Consider the following 23,234-nt stretch of genomic DNA (forward strand, 5'->3'; position numbering starts at 1 on the left):
TGTAGTTCCTACAGCTCCTGCAGCTCCAGTTGCTCCAGTCGCACCAGATGCACCTTTAGCTCCAGTCGCACCAGATGCACCTTTAGCTCCAGTAGCTCCAGCTACTGGCTCTGCCTCAGCTTCAGGAAGATCTCCATGAATCCACCATACTTCGTCGTAGGCTTTGTAGCTCGTAACTGACCGAGTTGATTCCATATTTTTGAAGTCGCTGTTGTAAATGTACGCACCTTCTGTTGAGAAGAGATGTATATAGGGCAACTCTATGGCATTTAATGCCTGTACCTCATCATATATCTCCTTTCGTTTTGCTGCATCTGTGGTTACCGCCCCTTCATCTAGGAGCGCATCCACTTCAGCGTTATCGTAAAAGCCCATGTTCATTCCACCTTCAGGTTTGCCGTGCATCCAGCTGCCTATCTCCTCAGGAGGCCAACCACCCATATGGTTGTAGGTAGCTGGATATTCTGCCATTCCGTTTTCTCCATGTTCATATAATGAAACATAAGTAACGTACTCGACAGGTATGATGGTCATATCGATGCCCACCTCTTTCAGCTGTGCTTTGATTATCTCAGAAGCCTGAACCGCATAATCTCGGTCATAGGTTATCCAAGGCATCTCAAATCGGAAACCATTTGATCCAACAGGATAGCCGGCAGCATCTAGTAGTTCCTTCGCTTTAGCTGGATCATATTCATAGATCTGTGCATCTTTGTTTACCCAAGCTCCTGCGCCCGCACCCATACCAGTGTGAGCAATTGTAGCAAAACCTTTCTGAACACGGTCTATAATGAGTTGTTTATCTATTGCATGAGCAATCGCCTGTTTAACTTCTTTAACAGCTAACCAAGGATGTGCAGCAATGGCTTCAGGTCGGTAGTTGAAAGTGATCCTGTGCGTGCCAGAAGATTGACCCCATCGAAGGCCTGTATTTGGGTCAGCATCCATTCTAGATAGCTCCGCTTTAGGAGGTGAGGTTAGATCAATTTCTCCAGCTTCATATGCAATTAGACGCGCTTCAGTACTTGGAATAATTTTCCAAACTATGCCGTCCAGATAAGGTCGTCCTTTAAAGTAATCCTCGTTAGCTACCATAGTACAGTAGCTTTCAGGCTTAAATTCGGTGACCTTGAATGGGCCAGTCCCTACGGGGGCCATATTCGCTGGATTTGTCTCAAGGGGTTGTCCATCGAAAATGTGTTTGGGGTGTATATATGTGTCTGACTGGAAATAGGCAAACAGGATTGGCTGGGTAGTCTGACTAAAAGTAAAGACAACCGTATATGGATCTGGTGCCTCTACAGACAATAAGCTAGCAATCTTTGGCTTGACATATGTTACGACATCAGGTTCCATTAATTTTTCCCAATGCCATTTTACGTCGGCTGAAGTGAAAGGAACGCCGTCATGCCATCTCACATCCTTGTTAAGATAGAAGGTGAATTTCTTTCCATTATCTTCTATATCCCATGAATGTGCTAGATCGGGTACTAGATTTTTGTCTGCATCGATACCAATCAAACGGTTGTAAACCTGTTGATGGAGGTCTCTAGAAGTGCTCCAATAGTTTAAGAAGCCATTAAAGCTGATCGGGTTACCCCGCCAGCCTATTCTCAAGATCCCACCATACCTAGGTTGTTCAGCAGCCTGAACGCCTAAACTTGGAATTAAAAGGAGTATTAAGAGAAAAGCAACGATCAAACTCTTTATTGTTCTTTTCATTTTGGTAGAGTTAGTAGAAACCCGGTTCATTATATATTTTGGGGTAATATATACATTTATAGGCGCGAACTTAACTTCCCCTTATTTCTTCCCACCGTAGACAAGAAACCCAGTGTTCCGGTTCTACCTCAATCAAATCTGGTATAATCAAGGTACACTCCTTAGTTGAATTTGGACATCGGGTGTGGAAACGACATCCAGAAGGTAGATTAATCGGACTGGGCATTTCTCCTCTCAACGGTATTCTCTCTGATTGTTCATAGGGGTCTGTTGAAGGGATGGCGGATAACAAAGCCTTTGTGTACGGGTGTAAAGGTGAGTTATAGAGATCGGTTACTCGAGCCATTTCCATTCCTTTTCCTAAATACATGACATAAACCCAGTCACTCATGTGTCTTACAACGGAAAAATCGTGGGCAATTAATAGATAAGTTAAATTATAATCTTTCTTCAATTCTATTAAGAGATTTAATATTTGAGCCCTGATTGAAATATCTAAAGAAGATACGGGTTCATCAGCTACAATGAGTTTTGGGTTGAGGGCTAAAGCTCGGGCTACACCTATTCTTTGTCTCTGTCCGCCACTAAACTCATGAGGATATCTATCTACAAGTTTTGCTCCGGGTACAAGACCTACAATTTCTAAAAGTTCAATGACTCGTTGGCGTTTCTCGGATCCCTTGATCATGTTTTGTGTTCTAAGAGGTAAACCAACTATATTTTCCACAGTCATCCGAGGATTCAGGGAAGAATAGGGATCTTGAAAGATCATCTGAATATCCCGTCTCGTTTTTCTCAGTTCTTGTTTGCCGAGTTTCATCAAATCTTTTCCATCAAACCAAATCTCGCCAGATGTTGGTTCTATTAAACGCGTGATAAGTCTACCTGTAGTGGTCTTGCCGCTACCTGTCTCCCCGACTAGGCTAAAGGTTTCTCCTTTTTCAACTTTGAACGATATGTCATCTACCGCATGTACGAATCCTTTACCTGTGGAGAAAACACTACTTTTCACAGGGAAATGTTTTGTTAGTCCGCTAATATTTAAAAGTGTGTCACTCATCTCGTTCACATCCTTCTAAAAGTCATTTCTAAAGCAAGCTATAAAATGTCCATTTTCATACTCTTTCAAAGGAGGAATTTCCTCTATACAGCGAGTTTCAATAAAAGAACATCTAGGGTGGAAACGACATCCAGATGGTGGATTAGCCATATCAGGAACATCTCCAGGGATTGAGATAAGCTCGCTCCGATCTTTTTCTATTTTCGGTAAAGAGGCAAGCAACCCAATCGTGTAAGGGTGTTCTGGGGATGTAACTATTTTAATTTTATCTCCTAACTCCACGATCCTACCCGCGTACATTACGGCTATTCGATCAGCAAGATTTACTACCACACCCATATCATGAGTTATCAAGATAATGGATAGATTCAATTTTTCTTTTAAATCTTTGAAGAGAGCTAAGACCTCCGCTTGAACAATAACGTCCAACGCAGTCGTGGGCTCGTCTGCTATAAGGAGATCTGGGTTACAACTGAGAGCTATTGCAAGTAAAATACGTTGTCGCATACCGCCACTCAATTGGTGAGGGTAGTCATTGGCCCTTAGAGGAGCATCGGGTATTTGTACCAGCTTCATGAGTTCAACAGCTTTTTCGAGGGCTTCTTTTTTTTGCAGATTTTGATGTAGGATTATGGCTTCAGCTATTTGATCTTTTACCCTATGTACTGGATTAAGATAGGTCATAGGGTCTTGAAAACTCATTGATATCTTTCCACCGCGTATACGTCTCATATCATACTCTGTTATTTTAAGGAGGTCTAAACCTTCAAGTAGAACCTTTCCATCAACGATCTTTCCGGGTGGATCAGGAACTAACCGCATAATAGAACGAGCTGTAACACTTTTACCAGAGCCTGATTCACCCACAAGACCCAGTACTTCGCCTTTATTTACATTAAATGTAACCCCATCAACAGCCTTAATTATTCCATCTGAGACAAAAAACCATGTTTTGAGATTTTCTACTTGAAGCAGGGTTTCTTTCACTTCATTCATCTCTCTTTTAAGTGTGGATTTAAGGCGTCATTTAGACCATCCCCTAGAAGATTGAAACCTATAGCTAGGAAAGTTATGCAAAATCCCGGAAACAAAGATAGCCACCAAGCTATTCTAAACGCTCTCATAGACTCATTAAGAATCCAACCCCAACTAACGGCGTTTGGGTCTCCTAAGCCCAAGAAACTGAGAGAGGATTCAGTCATGATTGCACCTGATACCCTCATAGAAGCACTAACTATAGCCGGAAAGATTGCATTGGGCAGTATCTCTCGGAATATAATATGAAAGTCAGTAGCTCCAGAACCTTCAGCTGCCAATACGAAATCCATATTTTTAAAGGCTAGAAACTCAGCTCTAACAAGACGGGTCAGACCAGGCCATCCAGTGAGCCCCATGATCCACATAACATTCCATATATTGCTTCCAAACACGGCAGCTACGACTAGAATCATAAAGAAAGTAGGAAGCATCAGAAAAATATCAACGACTCTCATAATTAAATTATCAACTCGGCCTCCATAGAATCCAGCGATTGATCCCAGAGCTACACCAATAAAGAAAGCAACACCCGTTGATAAGAAACCTATAAACAAAGAAGTTCTAGCGCCATACATCAAACGACTAAGTTGATCTCTTCCAAATTCATCTGTGCCTAAAATGTATTCTGATTGAGGTCGTTTGAATGGCGCATCTGGATCATAAAGATTCATATCGAAGGGATCATGGGGTGCTAGAAAAGGGGCGAATACAGCTATTATTAAAAAAAAGATAAAGATAAATAGTCCAAAAAGCGCAGCTTTATTCTTTTTAAATCTCACCCAGAATCCGAGGAGTCTGTCTTTTTGGAGTTTTATTGCATGAAATGTGGGGCTTCTTGGACTCATTGATATCTCACCCGTGGATCAACATAGGCATAAATTATATCGGCCAATATATTGAGAAGAATCGTTATAATAGCAATTACTAAAAAATTAGCCATAATTACATTATAATCTCTTCTAAATATTGAATCATAGATTAATCTACCCATTCCAGGCCATGCAAAAACCGTTTCAACAAGTACAGCACCGGTAAATAACATTCTCAATCTAAGCGTAATTACAGTCACGATGGGGATCAGGGCGTTTCTAAATGCATGCCTAAAGAGAATAGTTCTTTCAGAGCAACCCTTAGCCCATGCAGTTGTGATATAATCTAATTTCAATACTTCTAACATGCTGGCACGTGTATATCGTGTATATAATGCTATTCGCCCGATGCTAAGACAAGTTGCAGGGAGAACGAGGTGCCACATCATACTATATATCTTTTCCATACCAGTTGTTCCAATTGTGTACATTCCCGTGATCGGAAAGAGACCTAAATGGAGGCCAAAAATAAGCAAAAATAGAATCGCTAACCAAAAATATGGCATGTTAAAGGTGACTAAGGTTGAAACCGTTATTACATTATCAGTCAGAGAATAAACCTTTTTCGAGGCAATTATACCCAGTATTATCCCCGATAATTCTATGATTAAGGATGTGCCTGTAAGTAGAAGAGTGTTTCTAAGCGCTGGGATCATTGTCTTAATAACAGGTTGCTGAAAATAGAAAGAAAATCCAAATTCACCTCGCAGTAAATTGCTCATATAGATAATGAGTTGTTCGTGCATTGGCTTATCAAAACCATATTTAGCCTTGACCATATCCAAATAACCTGAGGGCACTCCCTCTAGACCAGATACCAAAAAGTCAACCGGATCTCCCGGCGCTAGCTGCATTATTACAAAATTTATGGTAATTATTATGAATATTAACGGAATAGCCTGCAACAAACGTGTTGCAACAATTTTTTTCATAACAATCCTCTAGGGTTACTGCCTCTTAATAAAGAAGGTATTAGTATTAAAATTCTTGCGCACAAAAAATGGGTTGTTAGTCTGTAGATTCTCCTACAGGGTTCATGGCCGGTCTAAAAAGCATTAATTTTGGGACTAAACCAGTATCTTGCGTTTGTCTTATTGAGGAAAAAACTCGTTCCTGGTTAAACAATATTTACTGGTAATTATCACAAAATAAAATCTGATATTTAAACCCTAAGGAAAATCCAATTGTGAAGTTAATTTAAACTGTAGCTAGATATTTACTTATACGCGCTATTTTTTATTGTTTGTTCTCATTCAACATATATGCGCTACATCTTGGGCATTTAAACTGAGAGCATCTATAGATCCTAAGATTCTGGGCCTTCTTCCCGCAGTTTACACAAACACAATCGACGTAAGATAACCACAGACAAATTATAAAGAAAATTAGGGTGAAGGTAAAGATTTGGATAAACGGGGGCATGATAAATATATCCATAGCTGCCTCTGCCCTAGTAATGACATGCCCACTTGTAGAATTATAGTAAAGTCCCACAATTTGAAGGTTCAACAAACCCAGTCTCGATCGGAGCCCCAACATGGGATAGCGAATACTAGGGAATTTCTGCGTGTTATACAATGTGTTAGATGAGATGAGGTTAGAGGACCCAAGATAATTGTCATTAAATCCAGCTATTTCTTCACTATGTAGTAAGAATTTCACCTCATAGTTCACTTCCCTAGAGTAAACTGAGGTGAGTAAAGGTGGATCATGTAGTGATGTGCCGACAACCACGGTAAACTCTCCAATTCTAGAGGGATCACCTGAATCATAAGCGACTTGAATCGAGGAATTTACTCTTCCCAGAGCAACACCAAAAGGGTCGGTTAAATTAAAATCGGTAGAAATTAATTTGACATGATAATTCGGATGCTGGTAGGTGAACTCGAATAATAAGAGGGCGAATAATACTCCTAGAATTACGAGATAAAGGGTTAACCTCTTTTCCCTTTCCATAACCTTGCAGCTCTAACCTTCCTATAGTTATTCGGGGTAATTATCCATTAGGAGTTTCTCAAATATCACCGATCTACGTCTGATAGTGATTATCTCCAAGGCCAAAGAAGAAATTGAGAAGAGAGCAAATCCTAGTAGATAGGATTCAGTAGTAAATAATGTTCTCGGCAAAAATAGGATATAAAAGAAAAAGATAACAAGAGATGATAAAGTGAATGCAAAATAGAATATGTGCCTCATTTTGCTTCTATTATTTAACCAACTGAGATGAGTGATGACTCTGTCCAAAATACCCTCCTCTTGGATAATGTAAAGTCCCTCAATATCCTTTGTTATGAGTCCATCTCTCTCCATACAACGGAGATAAAACTGCATGTCTCCTTTATTCACCAAGAAAGGGTTGTTGTCAGGATCCAAAGGATGTTTTATCATGTAAAGATAGAGCTCGAGAGCAAGTCCTTTTAGCTTTATCTTAGTTCCATGAGTGTAAGAAATATCATCAAGACTCAATAAATTAGCTTCCTAGCCTACCTCAAGAAAAATCTAAATAAAAAATTTCCCTTAGTTTCAAATACACTATTCCATTTTGGATGTATTCAAGAAGGTTGTGAAAAGGTATTGGTTTTTAAGTACCAATATAGGCGATAGCGTCTATCTCAACCAACATCTTAGGGCTCACCAATGGAGCTCCCACAGTAGTTCTCGCAGGGGGAACATCACCGAAGAATGTGACGTAAACGCCGTTCATACTCTTAAAGTCAGTCGTGTCCTTTAGAAAGACTGAGCATTTAACAACGTCATTCATTGAGGAGCCTGCCTCTTCAAGGGCCGCTTTCACGTTCTTGAGAGTTTGTTCTGTCTGTTCCTCAACGGTTTCTCCTATTGTTCTAGTATCAGGATTGAAACCAGTCTGTCCAGAAACGAAGACAAAGTTACCAACCTTCCTGAACGTTGAATAGGGTCTTTTACTCATATTAATTACCTTCATATAAGCAACAGATTCAACTATTTAACAATTATTTCGTCAGTTAACGTGCATTTTCATTTAGGTTTTAATTGAACGATTGGCATTGTAACCTCTTTCGACTTTATTAATAAAATCCATAAAAGTAGGAAAAAATATTCATAAAGTTTAATATGGTAAAATTGAAAAAAGGAGTAATAATTCGGGAAACGCTATCCGTTTCAATCCTTCTGGGAGAAGGTAAAAAACCCTTTCTCCTTAAGGTCTTTAAAAAGGAGCAAAACATGCTCACCCTTTATCTGTAAACCATATTCGTATCCTACGGCAGCAGCAACCTCATCTATAGTGAGCTTCCCATCGGCAAAGTTTACAAATTCGTGGCTCAAAGGTCTTATTGAGTAGAAGTTGACGTCGGGATCGACTTTTTTCATCTTGTTGCACATCTCCCACCTAAGCTTGAACCCTGTTCGTACTACCTGGTTTGCACCCGGAACCTTTTTTGGAATAATCTTAGTAACATCGTATTTCATTTTTTCAGACCTCCTTTGAGAAAAGGGCTTTATAGCCGTCTATTTTCGCTTTCTCAACGGCCTTTGCCTCAAGTACGCCATTCATAAGTCCATCTAACTCCTTACGGAAAGAGGAATTATCCTCAAGAGCCTCTATCGATTCAAGAGCACCAAGAGTTCTATTTGCCAAATAATCAATCTTTCCCTTATGATGTTCACTTATATGGTTTATCTTGGCCACTGTTCCGGACACGGTGGTCACAGCATCCATTATTTCGCTGTATGCTTGGGTAGATACATGCATGAACCGGGACTTTCCCTTAGATTCTACAACTTTTGCTATGAACCTTGCCTCATTAGCGCCAGCATTGGCTAGCATCAAAGCCACGCTTGTTGTGACCTCACCGCACCGTTTCAAAACGGCGGGATCAAGCTTATCAGAAGTCATGAACTGGGTGTGGAAGTGTCTGGCGGGCCATGACATAAACAGAGGTGAGGGGACCATTAGTCGCATTAGCCGTGAGTTATCACTCCAAGGGGTATAAGGTACAGCGTTAAACCGGATTAATTGTATATCTTTTGTCTCGTCTTTAAAGGGAGGAAGACCATCCTTTGAGACCTTATCAATCGTGTCTATACAAAGGTCGTTGATGAATGAAGGAATTGATTCAGCAGATTTATACATTATAAGTGAAGAGCCACACTCATTCTGATCATTTCCCACACTGCAATAGACGAAAGCAGCGACAACTTTCTTCACATCATCAGGTCTGGCGGTGAGATATGAAGTTAAACCTCCACCTTCGGCGCCTAAGAGGAATTTTATTGTTCTTTTTGGTCGAGGGACCTTCCCCTGGGTTATTAGGGTCATTATGGCTCTTGCATTCTCGATCCATAATCCAACCCCTCCTGCACAATTAGCTCCAGGTTTAGTTCCTGAGCTATGAGCAACGAACCAGATTTCCTGCTCAGGTTTTTCACTACCTTCAATTACACCTACCAGCTCTTCTCCTTCCGCCTCATAATTTACAGCATCAATAAAAGCTTTCAGTTTTACAGGGCCTTTCTTTAACTGGGATCGGAGAAAAGTACCGTGCGTGTGAGAGATTACGAAGGCCCATCCGGTTTCTTCTCGAGAGGGTACCCTCAAAAGAGTTTGGGCATTAGGATGATTTTCCCGCGTTCTAACCGAGTTTGGATAAATCAGGTTGTCAGTAACAAGACCTATAGCGCCGTACTTTTCGACTGCGAGACGATATGCCTGGCTATTACCCTCTGCATGTCCATCTCCACTCGCTAAGGCTATCTTACCGTTGACATCTTTTCCTTGATAATCATCCTCGTTGACACCTGGACCTACATCAACTAATTCTGCCACTACTCCTTCAGGAGGTGTGGGTATACTCCAGTGTTGAATGCAGGTTGGTGACTCTGCATAAGATGTTATCCTCTTTTGAACAGGCTCAACAATATCTAAAATTGCGTCGTTCACGTCCCATCCGAAACATTTGAGCTCTTCAGTCCCATGTTCTTCAGAGGGATATTTTATAGTAAAGACACTATCTAGACCATATTCATTTAATTTTTTCTCAGAATAATGAATTGTTTCATGGATTCCAACGGAACCCGGGGTTCGCATAAACTGGGAAATATAATTTGCATGTTGCCAAGCCTTATGTCCCTCTAGTTCATTTTTAACGAGTTTTTGAATATAATTCACATTAATCCAAAAAAACGCAGTCCAAGGTATTATATAAAATTTTTTTTGAAATCGTGAATTACCATACGGTGTTAACAGTTAGAATGACTAAGAACCTACATGAACAGTTAATCAATGAGGAAAAGCTAATGAATAAACTCATTCTTGGGCTTTGAGCCAAATCGCGAGGGCTCCAAAGGCCCTCGCCCTATGGGAGATGGCGTTCTTCTCGTCCTTGTTCATCTCCCCGAAGGTGCTCCCATCTCCCTCCTCAGGAATGAAAATAGGGTCATATCCAAATCCGTTGGTCCCTCTTATCTCATCAGCGACTCTACCCCTCACTGTACCCTGGAAGATATGAACCTCACCGCTATTCCTAAAACCCACGCATGAATGGTACGCAACTTTCCGATTCTCTACCCCCTCCATTAGCTTCAGGATACCGGGGTTGTCAAGTTTTTGAAGTGTATAAGAGGAATATGGACCAGGAAAACCCCCGTAGTGATCGATAAAGATACCTGCATCCTCTATGGCGACAGGTCTCCCATCCTCTGGAAGCTGAGTGAGGCTGTAAACCGTGATCTCCCTAGGGTCGTCGGACTGGATCTCAATCCGGTCTACCTTGATGTGGCCAAGTTCAATCCCGTACTCCGCCATGACCATCTTGGCCTCCTCAACCTTGAGGTTGTTCCCAGTTGCAAGCCAGATCTTATTCTCTTTCAACGTATCTTCCCCTTCTAGATATCTCTTCCATCCTAGACAGGGCTTCTTCTGCCTTGTCAAAGGTCTCCTTATACCCAGCCTTGAAGACAGTAAAGAGCTCCTTAGTGTAGTTATAGTGGGTGCTTATGAGCATCCTATACATCAGATTGAGGTCGACCCCTTGGCTCTCCACCTCGTCCGACATCTCCGCGAGGCCAAAGTCAATAAAGACCACTCTGGCCCCGTTATGTATAATGTTCGACGTAGTTAGATCGCCGTGGGCAATTCCGGCTCCATGAAGTAGCCCGGTCTTCCGACCTATTTCCCTGAAATATCGGGCTCTATCCTCTGGACTAATTATATCCAAGATATCTCTGAGCGTCTCACCCTCGATGTACTCCATCACTATCTGGGCTCCATCGGGGTCGACCCTATAGATCAAGGGCGTGGGAACTCCTGCCTCCTTAGCATGGTGGATGATGGATGCCTCCCTAATGGTCCGGGAACGCCTGATCGCAATGTCAAGCTTAGTCACCCGGTATCTCTTCTCCCCCCTCCTCTTGATGATAGCCTTGATTCCGTTCCAGTTTGGATCTAGAAGGATATCAGCTTCAGCCCCTTTCGAGATGAAGGTTAGCTTCGCCATGGCACCTCCACCCTGTCTAGCCTCCACATTGGGTCGATATGGCTCTTATTTATAGGAGTCGTAACACCGCTCCGGAAAGCGATCACCCCCGTCCACGCGATCATGGCCCCGTTGTCTGTTGCATAACGTATTGGGACAAATTTTGGGGTGGCACCGTGCTCCTCAGCGATGCTGTCGACCATAGCCCGCAGTCTATTGTTTGCCCCCACCCCCCCTGTAAGGAGAAGTTCCTGCTTCCCCGTGTGGGCAAGGGCCCGCTCGGTAACCTCTCCCAGCATACTGTAAGCTACTTCTTGGAGACTGAAACATAGATCCTCGAGCCTCCACTTCCCCGTTCTAAACGCCTTAGTGACAGCTGTGAGGAGCCCACTATAGCTCAGGTCCATACCCTTCACCACATAGGGAAGGGGTATCAAGGTTCTCCCATCCAGGGCGAGCTGCTCCACTGCAGGCCCCCCGGGGTAGGGAAGTCCAGCCTCCCTAGAGAATGTGTCAAGACAGTTCCCAATAGCAATATCTAAAGTCTCACCAAATATCCTATAGTACCCTGATTCAAATCCAGTAACAAGGGTGTTCCCACCCGAGACATAGAGGGAGAGAGGATCCACAGCCCCCGTTGTGAGACGACCGATCTCAATATGGGCAATACAGTGATTCACGCCTACGAGTGGAACTCCAAGTCTGGCTGCGAGAGCTCTGGCCGCGGTGGCTCCTGTGCGGAGGGATGGCCCCATTCCTGGTCCCTGGCTAAAAGCGATATAGTCAAGGTCACGAGCGACGATGCTTGCAGTTTCCAGAGCCTCAGAGAGGGTTTCTCCCATGACCCTTGCGTGATGGCGGGCAGCCTCCCTAGGGTGGATTCCGCCTTTCTCGGGAACATGGGTTGTTATCACGTTGGCTAGGATAACCCCGTCGGATCTTACGACCCCTATACCGAGGTTGTCAGCAGTTGATTCGATGCCCAGGCAGGTCTCTACCCCTAATTCCGCCACCTTCGTAGGGTACTTAACGAGGACGTTAAAAAACTATGGCTGAGGGTTAGGTGAGCTGTTTGATGTAGCTAAGTTCTGAGCCAGCCCCTCCGACCACAGCACGATAGAGGCTTCTCTTCCCCTCGACTCGCTCTAGGATGCCGAAAAACTCGATCCTATCCCCTGTATAGAACATATCGGCGTACAGCCCCTCAAAGGAAACGACCTCCGAGACATCATAACTGGAATCAGTCTCCACGTCCTTCAAACGGTAAATAGAAGGGAGATAAAGGGCTTCTGAGGCGTCAGCGACCGTGGCGCAACCTCTCACGCTCCCTAGGGATGAATAAGTGCACTCCCCGTACTCCTCATCCACCTCTTGGTTGGTCATTACGGGATGGATTGAAAAGTATGTGCCCACGTACATCCCATAGTTCCACCTTCTATCGGCAAACTTTATGAGATCCCTAAAGCTCAAGGGAAATCTCTCCGCCCTCTTTTTGCTCCACGCCTCCTTCTTAGAGGCGTTGAAGGACTGGATCACTCCGTCGTTCCGCTTTATCTCCCTGAGGCCTTCCTTAAGAGCTATAGAAGCCTTTTGACCATACACGGTTAGATCGATATCAGAGAACTGGGCATTATGACTTCCAGTCAGGATCGAGCCGGTCACTCCAAGGTCCCTTTTCTCTAGATCAGCAATGCCCAAGAGAAGTTTGACGAGATCTCTGAGTTTAGATTCAAGCCCATCACTGGGTTTCTCCATGATGGAGGCGAGGCGATCCTTAGGCCTGTAATAGGTCTTGATCCTATATCTAGGCACAGAAGAAACGATGATGTTCCTAACAGGGCAATTAAAGAGGTACTCAGAGTGGATCTCCCTCAGGTAATCGTAGGTTCTCTCGACCTGGGATACATGATAATAGGATAGCACCCTGGAGTAATATGTATCTCCTTTGCGCCACTTACCCTCAGGGTCAGGGACATATTTGAGATAGGCTGTGACTTGATCAGGGGGATGAAGATATCCTACCACGCAAAAGAGGAGGCCCTCAATGGTCTTTATGAAGTCCCGGTCCTTAGGCCGCTCCATTCTCAAAAAGGTTTGATTTCCTAGCGGATAAGGCTAGCGCCAAACGATCCGAAGTAATTTTAACCTCCAGTCAAATGAGAATCACAGTCTAAAGATGCCGGCTAATCTTCCCCCAAACGCCAAAGCGAAATGGAACGAAGTTACGCTCACCAAAAACCCCGAGGTCCGCCTCCAACTTATGGGGGAATTTATCTCTCTAGTCCCAAAGCACAAGGGTACTGAGAAGATGTGCTCCCAAGTTAAACGCCAGATGGCCCAACTTAGGGAGGATATTGACGAGAAAAAGAAGGCGGCCAAGAGACGGGGTGGACCCTCCTACTTTGTGGAAAAGGCGGGGGCAGCCCAGGTCGCAGTTGTGGGCCAGACCAACTCGGGGAGGAGTAGCCTCCTAAGGGCTGTGACCAACTCCTCAGTAGAGTCCACCCCATGGCCTTTCTCAACACGGGTGCCAACCCCAGGGATGCTTCCATACAAAGACATCCAGTTCCAGCTAGTAGAGATACCCCCCATCGTTGAAGGATCTTCAGAGGGGAGATCGGACGGGTTCCAAGTTCTCAGCGCCACAAGAAACGCCGATGGAATTATCATTCTCGTGGACCTCACGAACAACCCAGAGAGCAACCTCCTTACTGTGATCCGAGAGCTCGAGAACTCCCGGATTCTCACTGAAGAGCCTAGGGGTGAGGTGGAGATAATCCGAAGGGGACACGGTTCAGAGCTCCAGTTCATCTGGGAGGGAGAGCTCAACGGCTGCACTCCCGACGATATTTCCGCCCTCCTGAAGGAGTATAAAATCCGCTCGGCATTGGTCAGAATAAGGGGCCAGGTGACCTTAGATATTGTAGAGGACGCCATGTTTGGGAATGCAGCGTATAAGCCCACCTTGGTCATTGCGAACAAGGCGGATCTCTCGTCGGACCTTGATGTAGTCAAAAGCATAAGGACCTCCGCCGCCCCTCTAGAAGTAATAGTGGTCTCGACCAAGACTCCGGGGGTTCTCAGAGAGACTTTAGGTGCTAAACTTTTCGATCTCCTCGGTATCGTCAGGATCTATACCAAGCAGCCAGGAAAACCTTCGGCAGTCCTACCTATTGTGGGACTTCGAGGGATGAACGTAGGGGACCTCGCAAAGATCATACATAGTGACTTTTATAATAGGTTCAAATATGCCCGGGTCACTGGCCCTAGCGCAAAATTTGAAAAAGGGCGGGTAGGTATCGATCACGTCCTTCAGGACGGTGATATCGTCCAGTTTCACACTTAAACTCCTTAAAATATTATGGGACCACGCCTTTATTACTAGTCAATATCCTCTTTTGGACGGCAGGAGCTACCTACAAGTATCACCTTTCTTCTAGGGTAGATGATGTAACCTCCTCGGGAATGCCTCTAGTCCTGAGGTTTTCCCCCAAGCATAGATATATTTCGCGTTACATTTCTATCACGGAGATTGTCTCAATGGCCTTTTGGCGTAAAAATGGCCCAGTTTTAGAGGGTGCACATCTTTAATCTAGTACGCCGCACACGAAGCGTATGTGATTTTGCTCTCCACGGCATCTAAGGCTTTGTCTGGCAGCCTTTCACAAACACAGGATATTTCATAGTTTCACTTATAATTATATAGATTCCCTCGTATAATCCTCAGTTGATGCGCTGAGAGTCAATTCGTCCACCCTTGCGAGTGAACCACTCACAACACAGTATACTAATCAAACATTATTATAATATGGTTTATATACTGGAGTCAAACTGTTTGAGAGAGGTGTTTATTTGAGAACAGAAGTTTCCCAAGCACTTAGTGAAGTTCGCCCTAGACTCCAAATGGACGGAGGAGACGTAGAGCTAGTCGAGATTGATGACGGAGTAGTTAAAGTTAGGCTTTTAGGTCACTGCGCTGGTTGCCCCATGTCCCAGATGACCGTTAAGATGGGCATAGAGAACTACCTTAAGAAGAAAGTGCCCGGAGTAAAATCCGTAGAGTCAGTCCAGTGAAATCAGTGTTGGCGCATATCACACGCGGCCTACTGTTTTTTCTGCATAACCTCCCCATGAGCTTAAGGATGATCCGCCAGATTACTGAGTCGGAAAATTTTTTATCAGTATTTATCCAACCTAACTAGATCTGAATGACAAGAGAAAAAGTTGGAGACTTCCGGTTTGGCAATGAGACCCATAAGCTCATGCTGGGGGATGGTCTATATCTTGTGACTAAGGGAAAAGATAGACGGGTCAATGCAATGACCATCGGCTGGGGGTTCATTGGGACCATGTGGAAGAGACCTTTTTTCATTGTCGCGGTTAGACTCTCTAGGCACACATACAGGCTAATGGAAGAATCCGATAGTTTTACGGTCTGTCTCCCTTCGAAGGGAATGACCGACGCTCTGGATTTCTGTGGAACAGAATCAGGGAGAGATCATGACAAGCTCCAGGAGCTAGGGTTAACAGCCAAAAAGAGTTTCCTGGTCGCGGCGCCCTATATTGAGGAGTGCCCTGTGCACTATGAGTGCAAGATTTCGTTTAAAACTATAGTGCAACAAGGGGCCCTTTCAGAAGAAATTGAGGCTGGCGTCTATCCCAACCGAAACTATCATATTCTCTATTATGGCGAAATCCTGGGCGTCTATGCTATAAAGGACGCTGAGCAAAAACTTCCTTGATTTGATCCATGCTGTAATCCTCGCAGTTCAAATCATGACGTGGGTGGAAATGGTTATCCACATATCATACAATTAGGGTCGGGGAACTGTTTTGAAAGTGGTCTCGAGTGTTTTGGACCTCATCGGTAACACACCGATGGTAAAATTGAACAGAGTCACAGGTGACGGCATCGGTGATGTCTTTGTAAAATGCGAATATATGAACCCCAGTGGGAGTCTAAAAGACAGGATCGCTCTAGAGATGATCCGAGCGGCTGAAGCTAAGGGTAAGTTGAAACCCGGATATACCATCATGGAGGCGAGCACAGGGAATACAGGGACCGCGATGAGTTTTGTGGGAGGTTACCTAGGATACAACGTAGAGGTTTACATGCCAGAAGGAATGACCAAAGAGAGAATACGCCTCATGGAAAGCTATGGTGCCGAGGTCCACCAACTCAAGCGAGAGTCTAACTCTGAGGATGAAAGCATCGCGGGGGCTGAGGTGGAGATAGGAACGAGGATGAGATGTCTAGAGCTGGAAAAAGCTAGGCCTAATACTTGGTGGGCCCGCCAGTTCAGCAACCCCGCTAATACGAGGGCGCAATTCAAAACAGGACAGGAGATCTACAAACAGATGGATGGCATGGTAGACGCGTTTGTGGCTTCTATCGGGGTCGGCGGCACCCTCTTCGGCGTAGCTAAGGCACTAAAAGAGAGGAACCCGGATGTGCGTATTGTTGGCATTGAGCCCGCATCCGCAAACTTCCCCATTAGCGAGGGGCATTTCAGGATACCGGGTTTCGGGAACGAGATAACAGGGGGCATTATCGAAGAGATGATGGATAGTGGCATCGTAGATGAGGTTGTCAAAGTGACTAACCAGGATGCTATCAAGATGTCAGACAGGCTTGTCAGGGAGGAAGGGCTATTTTGCGGGATTTCCTCTGGTGCCAACGTTTATTATTCCCTAAGGGTCGCCTCAGAAATAGGTCCAAAGTGTAGAGTCACTACGATACTCCCCGATAATAGAGACAGATACCTATCCGAGAAAAAATATACGACCTAACGCACAAACAAGAAATATTAGTAATAACTGCAAAGTTCCTGAGAATAATACCAACGGAATCCTGAAGAAACTAGTTGAGCGTGAAAAGTCAACGCACGCGCGAAAAATTGCACTCGGTTCCTCTTAAGATAATGATTCTCTAACCCGCTAATATTGTATTCATACGCGCTAACTCAGTAGCGCTACTATCTCCTTATCTGATGCGTTCCTAGTTATTTCTATGACCTCATCTAGGGGTTGCAGATGGTTCATATTCACCCGCCTGCGTCTAACCCCTGTAGCCTCGAGGGGTCCTGTAATCATCACATAGTTCCTGTCGATGACGTCAACTATGACGCAACGGCTTCCCGCTTCACGACCCGTTAGTTTCAGGCAGATCCGACCAATATCCATCGCCGACATCAGAAACACTTCAAGCAATATTCCTCAACGACACTTTTAAGGATTCGCGCAATTGCATCGATATCGAAAAGCTCTGTATTGATGATAATATCATATATTGAGAGATCTTCAAGATTTACCTTGTAATATGCCCTGAACCTCTTCTTTTCGCTTTTCTCCCTTGCCACAGTCTCTTTTTCGGCTTCCACATACGAGATATTCTCTCGGTTCGCAATCCTTTTGATCCTCTCATTGAAGGAGACCAAGAGAAAAATTCGGATATCCGGGTCCTCTGCCATCCATCCTGCGAGAGTGGCATCTATCACAACTCCAAGCTTCTTGGATTCATCTTTGGCTCTCTGGTCAATCATTCGGTCTATCTCAGGATCCTCTTCGGTGAATCGGGACATATCCTCGAGGCCTATGCCCCTTTCTTTGGCTATCTGCCTAAAGATGGTGCCAGATGAGACATATCTCAGACCAAAGGCCTCGGCGAGCCTTGTCGCCTGGGTTGATCGCCCTGAGCCATGGTACCCGCTGACCGTTATTACGAGTTCCTCGACCTTTTTTGGGGCGCCCTTCATCTTGAAGCACTATTATTCGCGGTCATCTGGATCAATCTCGAATGTGAGACCAATAATTCTAGATAGGACGATATTCACCGAGATTGAGCAAAGGAGATACCAGTTTCCTATAATGAGGTTCTCTGGGAAGAAGGGTACTTTGAAGGGCATATAGGCGACGATAGTCTTTCCGAAGAAGCTGTTGAGGACCTGCCAGATGAGGATAAAGGGGATCATAACGTATAGGGTTAACTTCATCCTCCCGCTAGATGCTTTCTGCTGCTCTTTCATGAGATCATTTTGCTTTTTCTGAGCTTGAGATATTCTCCTCTGATTTCCGGTCTTCATCGCCTCCATGAGTTCCTTACGGGCCCGTGAGGACTCGACCATCATCTTACGGTACGCTGGAAGGTCCATGGATCTCTTATTGGCGTAGCTCATCACCATGTTGACCACAAGGGTAAGCACCAGTATGAATATAGGGGCGTACGGGGGCTGCCTTAGGAAATCTATGTTAGTTGATACGAGGCTTCCGATTGTGCTCATCATTCGGATTCTCTTCAGCCCTCCATCACATCAATGAAATAAAAAGATGACCCCCTAGGGGAACATTTGACAGTAGCTCTTCCAGCTCAGACAGATGGTCCTCGGGTGAGCCGCCCGCGGTTCGTCGAGCTTCCCTACAACAGTCGATCTTGGGGCCCCGATAACGTTATCCGGATCAGAGTATGCCAAATCAGAGATCTCCTTCATAGCCTCGATAAACTCGTCGAGGACCTCCAAAGGCTCAGTCTCCGTGGGCTCAATCATGAGGGCCTCAGGAACGATAAGGGGGAAGTAGGTTGTAGGGGCGTGTAGTCCATAGTCAAGAAGCTTCTTGGAGACGTTTAGTGCCCGTACTCCGGTATCCTCGTTCATCTTCTCAGCACTCAGCACGGCCTCATGCATCCGAGGCTTCCCATCCGCGAAAGGCAAGGAATAACCTCTGACATTCTTTAGCTTAGCGGCAATATAGTTAGAGTTAAGCACCGATAGCTCCGAAGCCTCTTTGAGCCCCTCCCCACCCATTGTGACCATGTAAGTATACGCTCTAAGCATTGGACCCACGTTCCCATGGTAACCATGGATCTTTCCTATGGTTTTGAGACGATCCCAATCCAAGGTATAAATCCCTTTGCTCTCAATGATGTCAGGCACTGGTAGATAGTCCTTAAGAAAAGACTTCACACCAACAGGACCGGATCCAGGACCCCCTCCGCCGTGGGGCGTGCTAAAGGTCTTGTGGAGATTGATGTGGACTACGTCGAATCCCATGTCCCCTGGGCGACACTTTCCCATGATGGCATTAAGATTCGCACCATCGTAGTACATGAGTCCCCCCGAGTCGTGGACAATCCCCGCTATCTCGAGGATGTTATTGTCAAAGAGACCTAAGGTGTTTGGATTAGTGAGCATGAGCCCTGCGGTCTGGGGGCCAACGACGCTAGAGAGAGCTTCCAGATCAACACCCCCGTCAGCATTAGATGGAATCTCAATAGTCTTAAATCCAGCCATTATAGCTGTCGCTGGATTGGTGCCATGGGCCGAGTCGGGGATGATAATCTCAGTCCGTCCCTTTAAGTCGCTCCTGTCGGCGTGGTATGCTCTAATCAAAAGGACTCCAAGGTACTCCCCGTGAGATCCAGCTGCGGGTTGGAGACTTGCATCATCCATCCCCGTTATCTCAAGATATCCCTGCTTCAGCCCGTGCAAAATTGCGAGGAGTCCCTGTATCGACGCCTCGTCTTGATCAGGGTGAATTCCTGTCACCTTTGGGTGGCCTGCTAAGACTTCGTTGATTACTGGGTTGTACTTCATTGTGCAGCTGCCGAGAGGATAAAATCTGCCTGAGTTTACGCCATAGTTCATCTGGGATAGGTGGATAAAGTGGCGTAGAACCTCTAGTTCAGAGACTTCGGGAAGCCCAGGGGGCTTATCTCTCAGCATCCCTTTTGGGACGAGACTAGTGACCTCTCCTAAGATGTCTTGAATTTCTGGCTCTAAAGCAGGGACGCTAAATCCCATCCTCTTCTCTCGGGTCAGCTCAAAGATGATCGGTTCATCCCAATTAGCTTGGTTGAATCTCCTCATGATTATCCCTCCAGGATCTCCTCGAGGGTGTTTGCCAATAAATCAATATCTTCCTTGGTATGGCTTTCCGTGACACAAAAAAGCGCAGTTTCCCCTAAGCTGGGAAACTCCCCCACAATTGACTTACCACCTTGGAGTCGGTTATCAAGAAGACCCTGGTTGATCTCTTCGACTGTCTTATCCCTGAATTGGACAGTAAAGTCCTTGAAATGGAAGCCATTGAACACCGGAGAATTAACTCCGGGCAGCGCGCCCAGTCGCTTCATAGCGTAATGAGCCCTCCCGGCAACAAGCTCTGCAAGGTCCTTAATTCCTTGGGGCCCCATGAGGGACAGGTATACTGCACTCGCCAAGGCATTGAGAGCCTGATTGGAGCAGATATTACTCGTCGCCTTCTCCCTTCTAATGTGCTGTTCCCTCGTTTGAAGGGTCATGGTGAAAGCCCTCCTCTCGTTTTCAAGAGTCTGAGTCACGCCGATCAGTCTCCCTGGCATTTGCCTGATGATTTTGGTACCACTTTTACAGGCAATTATGCCGAGGAGGGGACCTCCGAAGTTCATATGATTGCCGAGGGGCTGGCCCTCGCCAATGACTATATCTGCCCCGTAATCACCTGGAGGCTTTATCAAGCCTAGGGATATGGGGTCCACGCCAACCACGAAAAGGGCCTTGGAATCATGGGTAATCTCGGCAATCGCCTCAACCCCTTCCTCAACAAAACCAAGATATGATGGATTCTCTATGTAAACGGACGCGGCGTCACTGCCGATTTTCTCTTTGAGATCCTCTAAATCAAGCTGTCCACTTGTCTTATCATAGTCCACTTGGGTTATCTCAATGTCCGCTGGGGCAGTATATGACTTGAGGACGGAGAGTCTTCTGGGGCTGATTATATTGGGTACAATTACCCTGCTCCTGCGTGTTAGTCGACAAGTCATGCGGGAGGCTTCGCCAAGGGCTGTGGCCCAATCGTACATTGATGCGTTAGCGACATCCATGCCTACGAGTTCGCAGACAAGACTCTGATACTCAAAGATAGCCTGGAGTATACCCTGGCTGATCTCGGGCTGGTAAGGAGTGTAGCTGGTGAGAAACTCGGCTCTGTGGACGATCTCATCGACGACAGCTGGGACGTAGTGGGGCCAGACGCCTCCCCCTAAGAATGGGGGGGCTGCAAGACTCCAGTTCCTCTCAAGGAGTCTCGAGACGTGCGTTTTCACCTCAGCCTCGGTAAGTGGCCCAGGTAACTTGAGGTCTCTTTCGAATCGTAGGTCATTGGGGATGTCGAAGTATAGGTCGTCGATGGACTTTATCCCGATCTCCTCCATCATTTTCTCCTTGATATAAGAGACGCTATTGGGCAAATATGGATGAGGCTTATTCATTAGCAATTCTCCTCTGGTTACGGTTCATCACTCCTTATCCCCTTTAATAATGTTAGCTCAGAAAGATTGTTCTGAGAGAGGCTTGCCTCACTTTTTAAATCTTGGATATGTTTCATTAATCTGGAATGGTGTATTCCGTGAAGAGACCCAAGGCAATAACGATAATTCTTTTGGCTATGCTTAGTGCCTCAATACTGTCTTCTGAGGCCTATAGAGCCTATGGTCAAACAGTGGTCCCAGTTGTTGATGTAGAACGAAGTGTAAAGGTTCTCAATGGAGGAGTTTTAATCCTTGAGGACCTATATACACTATCCGCCCCTGAAGGAACAGAGGTCTTGATCTCAGATTTCTGGGTCGGGGCCTCAGATACGTTTACCCCTGAGAGATCAACCTTCGAGGTATGGAGGTCAGGTAGCTGGAACCAAATACAAGCATTGCCTCAAGTAATTCAAAATGAACGGGGCTCTATATTTGAATTGGCGGTTCCTATGACTTTAAGAACTGGAACATCTATGCGAGTTAAGACGTCATATCTCGCTCTGCATAGTGTAGGCGGTACAGGTTCGTCTTATGCGATAGTTTTACCTTTTTTTCCTATTATTGATTATAATATCTCTCAATATCAGATGGACGTTGAGCTTCCCCCTGGCGCTATTTTTGAACGCGTTGCTTCTCCTATAAATATGACTCAAAACGAGATTGATGACCGTTGGAATATAAATTACGAGGGCGAGAATATTCCAGCGCATTCTAAGGTATTCGCTAGCATTTTCTTCACCCATTCACCTGAGGACGACCTGATTATGGTAGTCGAGAACGTATCCCGGAGCATCACTATCAAGTCAAGCAGTCTATTAATTGAGGATACTTATGCCATAACTAACAAAGGACCCGTTATCGCAAAGTTCCCCCTAGAGCTTCCTCTTGACGCATCAAACATTAAAGCACGAGATGGGGTTGGTCCAATTTTGACCCGTATTATGGACTCAAACTGGTCTAAAGAGGTAACAGTCATTAACAGATCCCCAGTTAAACCAGGAGATAGATGGGTCTTCACTATATCCTACACCACGGACACCAATAATTACGTCTCCGCAGCAGGAGGTGCATCTCATATAGCTTATCCTAACATAAATTTACCTCATTTCATAAGGGAACTCAATGTAACGGTCAGTGTCAATAAGCGCGATATCGTTGGCCTCACATATACGGATACACTCTTATCGGAGAGACCAACTATCGGGACTGAGATCCCTCCAGGCTCTCTCACCCCATCCCTCAGGCTCATCGCCATCATCGCGGGTCTAGGATTAGTCGTTGCAGTCATAGTCTTCAAGAAACGACGGGAAAAGCCAGCTCAAAATAAAAGGGATACCAAAGTCAACAGTCCTAACCTCAAAGAGTTTGTCAAGAAGCAGCGTGAAAGAATAAACCTTCTAAAAGCGCTTGGATCTCTTGAAGAAGAAAAGAGGGAAAAAAATGAATATGAGAGACTTGCGGCGGAGTATAATCTAGGCATAAGCAAACTCTCAAAATACCTCAAACAATTGGCAGTTACACTCACTGATGTGCCAGAACTCTCCGAGGCTTTAAGAGAGATGAAGAACGTAGAAGCAGAGCTCACCAGGATCACTACAGACCTCAAAAGTCTAGAGGTAAGGCGGAGAACCCGTCGAGTCTCTAAAGGAGACTATGAAAGACGCAAAAGAGACAGAATCCACAGGAGAGCGCTAGCGATCAAAAAGATGGAGAAAGCACTAGAATCCCTAGGAGACTAATAAAAAAAGACCACACCTTAATCTTTTAATATTGTAGATTTCTAGTAGTCAGGACTCCATTAA

General features: G+C 45.1%; 23 protein-coding genes. 5 read left to right on the forward strand and 18 right to left on the reverse strand.

The features are described 5' to 3' along the window. The 13 genes from QGG23_06690 to QGG23_06750 all read right to left on the reverse strand — a co-directional run. Positions 1-1,722 (reverse strand): ABC transporter substrate-binding protein (locus QGG23_06690; GenBank protein MDP6049110.1); only part of this gene is annotated, 1,722 nt, incomplete at its 3' end. A 70-nt stretch (positions 1,723-1,792) separates the two neighbouring features. Beyond that, positions 1,793-2,782 carry an ATP-binding cassette domain-containing protein gene (locus QGG23_06695; GenBank protein MDP6049111.1) on the reverse strand — a complete coding sequence of 330 codons (990 nt, stop codon included), beginning with the start codon at positions 2,780-2,782 and terminating at the stop codon, positions 1,793-1,795. A 15-nt stretch (positions 2,783-2,797) separates the two neighbouring features. Further along, positions 2,798-3,769 (reverse strand): ABC transporter ATP-binding protein, encoded by a 972-nt coding sequence (locus QGG23_06700; GenBank protein MDP6049112.1) that lies wholly within the window; start codon positions 3,767-3,769, stop codon positions 2,798-2,800. Positions 3,770-3,774: 5 nt separating this feature from the next. Then, a complete protein-coding gene (locus QGG23_06705; GenBank protein ID MDP6049113.1) occupies positions 3,775-4,665 on the reverse strand; it encodes an ABC transporter permease in 891 nt (296 codons plus the stop codon). Next, positions 4,662-5,621 (reverse strand): ABC transporter permease, encoded by a 960-nt coding sequence (locus tag QGG23_06710; GenBank protein MDP6049114.1) that lies wholly within the window; start codon positions 5,619-5,621, stop codon positions 4,662-4,664. The genes QGG23_06705 and QGG23_06710 overlap by 4 nt, the downstream gene beginning before the upstream one ends. Before the next feature lie 1,051 nt (positions 5,622-6,672). Beyond that, positions 6,673-7,155: a hypothetical protein gene (locus tag QGG23_06715; protein ID MDP6049115.1), complete on the reverse strand. Its 483-nt coding sequence runs from the start codon at positions 7,153-7,155 to the stop codon at positions 6,673-6,675. Positions 7,156-7,270: 115 nt separating this feature from the next. Then, positions 7,271-7,618: a RidA family protein gene (locus QGG23_06720; GenBank protein ID MDP6049116.1), complete on the reverse strand. Its 348-nt coding sequence runs from the start codon at positions 7,616-7,618 to the stop codon at positions 7,271-7,273. 212 nt (positions 7,619-7,830) lie between these two features. Continuing rightward, positions 7,831-8,139: a hypothetical protein gene (locus tag QGG23_06725; GenBank protein ID MDP6049117.1), complete on the reverse strand. Its 309-nt coding sequence runs from the start codon at positions 8,137-8,139 to the stop codon at positions 7,831-7,833. Between the two features lie 4 nt (positions 8,140-8,143). Then, positions 8,144-9,838 carry a hypothetical protein gene (locus tag QGG23_06730; GenBank protein ID MDP6049118.1) on the reverse strand — a complete coding sequence of 565 codons (1,695 nt, stop codon included), beginning with the start codon at positions 9,836-9,838 and terminating at the stop codon, positions 8,144-8,146. A gap of 138 nt (positions 9,839-9,976) precedes the next feature. After that, entirely contained in the window at positions 9,977-10,540 is a 564-nt protein-coding gene (gene rdgB, locus QGG23_06735; GenBank protein MDP6049119.1) for an RdgB/HAM1 family non-canonical purine NTP pyrophosphatase, read from the reverse strand. Continuing rightward, positions 10,527-11,165, reverse strand: coding sequence for a KEOPS complex kinase/ATPase Bud32 (locus QGG23_06740; protein MDP6049120.1), 639 nt, complete (start codon positions 11,163-11,165; stop codon positions 10,527-10,529). The genes rdgB and QGG23_06740 overlap by 14 nt, the downstream gene beginning before the upstream one ends. Further along, entirely contained in the window at positions 11,153-12,157 is a 1,005-nt protein-coding gene (gene kae1, locus QGG23_06745) for a KEOPS complex N(6)-L-threonylcarbamoyladenine synthase Kae1 (GenBank protein ID MDP6049121.1), read from the reverse strand. The genes QGG23_06740 and kae1 overlap by 13 nt, the downstream gene beginning before the upstream one ends. Before the next feature lie 46 nt (positions 12,158-12,203). Then, positions 12,204-13,226, reverse strand: coding sequence for a hypothetical protein (locus tag QGG23_06750; protein ID MDP6049122.1), 1,023 nt, complete (start codon positions 13,224-13,226; stop codon positions 12,204-12,206). A 94-nt stretch (positions 13,227-13,320) separates the two neighbouring features. Here QGG23_06750 and QGG23_06755 point away from each other — a divergent pair, with 94 nt between their 5' ends. From QGG23_06755 to QGG23_06770, 4 genes are all read left to right on the forward strand, one after another. Further along, positions 13,321-14,490: a 50S ribosome-binding GTPase gene (locus QGG23_06755; protein MDP6049123.1), complete on the forward strand. Its 1,170-nt coding sequence runs from the start codon at positions 13,321-13,323 to the stop codon at positions 14,488-14,490. A 506-nt stretch (positions 14,491-14,996) separates the two neighbouring features. After that, on the forward strand, positions 14,997-15,218 hold the full coding sequence (locus QGG23_06760) for a NifU family protein (protein MDP6049124.1): 222 nt from the start codon (positions 14,997-14,999) through the stop codon (positions 15,216-15,218). 134 nt (positions 15,219-15,352) lie between these two features. Beyond that, on the forward strand, positions 15,353-15,886 hold the full coding sequence (locus QGG23_06765) for a flavin reductase family protein (protein MDP6049125.1): 534 nt from the start codon (positions 15,353-15,355) through the stop codon (positions 15,884-15,886). A gap of 97 nt (positions 15,887-15,983) precedes the next feature. Then, positions 15,984-16,934 (forward strand): cysteine synthase family protein, encoded by a 951-nt coding sequence (locus QGG23_06770; protein ID MDP6049126.1) that lies wholly within the window; start codon positions 15,984-15,986, stop codon positions 16,932-16,934. Between the two features lie 168 nt (positions 16,935-17,102). Here QGG23_06770 and QGG23_06775 read toward each other — a convergent pair whose 3' ends face one another. Genes QGG23_06775 through gcvPA form a run of 5 tightly spaced genes read right to left on the reverse strand, consistent with a single transcriptional unit; the run spans position 17,103 to position 21,393 of the window. Further along, entirely contained in the window at positions 17,103-17,336 is a 234-nt protein-coding gene (locus QGG23_06775) for a 50S ribosomal protein L14e (protein MDP6049127.1), read from the reverse strand. Beyond that, positions 17,336-17,899: an AAA family ATPase gene (locus QGG23_06780; GenBank protein MDP6049128.1), complete on the reverse strand. Its 564-nt coding sequence runs from the start codon at positions 17,897-17,899 to the stop codon at positions 17,336-17,338. The genes QGG23_06775 and QGG23_06780 overlap by 1 nt, the downstream gene beginning before the upstream one ends. A 12-nt stretch (positions 17,900-17,911) precedes the next feature. Beyond that, positions 17,912-18,427 carry an EMC3/TMCO1 family protein gene (locus tag QGG23_06785; protein ID MDP6049129.1) on the reverse strand — a complete coding sequence of 172 codons (516 nt, stop codon included), beginning with the start codon at positions 18,425-18,427 and terminating at the stop codon, positions 17,912-17,914. 51 nt (positions 18,428-18,478) lie between these two features. Continuing rightward, positions 18,479-20,008, reverse strand: coding sequence for an aminomethyl-transferring glycine dehydrogenase subunit GcvPB (gene gcvPB / locus QGG23_06790; protein MDP6049130.1), 1,530 nt, complete (start codon positions 20,006-20,008; stop codon positions 18,479-18,481). A 2-nt stretch (positions 20,009-20,010) separates the two neighbouring features. Continuing rightward, on the reverse strand, positions 20,011-21,393 hold the full coding sequence (gcvPA, locus tag QGG23_06795) for an aminomethyl-transferring glycine dehydrogenase subunit GcvPA (protein MDP6049131.1): 1,383 nt from the start codon (positions 21,391-21,393) through the stop codon (positions 20,011-20,013). 137 nt (positions 21,394-21,530) lie between these two features. Between gcvPA and QGG23_06800 the strand changes: the two genes are divergently transcribed. Then, positions 21,531-23,171 carry a hypothetical protein gene (locus tag QGG23_06800; protein ID MDP6049132.1) on the forward strand — a complete coding sequence of 547 codons (1,641 nt, stop codon included), beginning with the start codon at positions 21,531-21,533 and terminating at the stop codon, positions 23,169-23,171. Positions 23,172-23,234: the final 63 nt, after the last annotated feature.

Source organism: Candidatus Bathyarchaeota archaeon (assembly GCA_030739585.1).
Classification (GTDB): domain Archaea; phylum Thermoproteota; class Bathyarchaeia; order TCS64; family TCS64.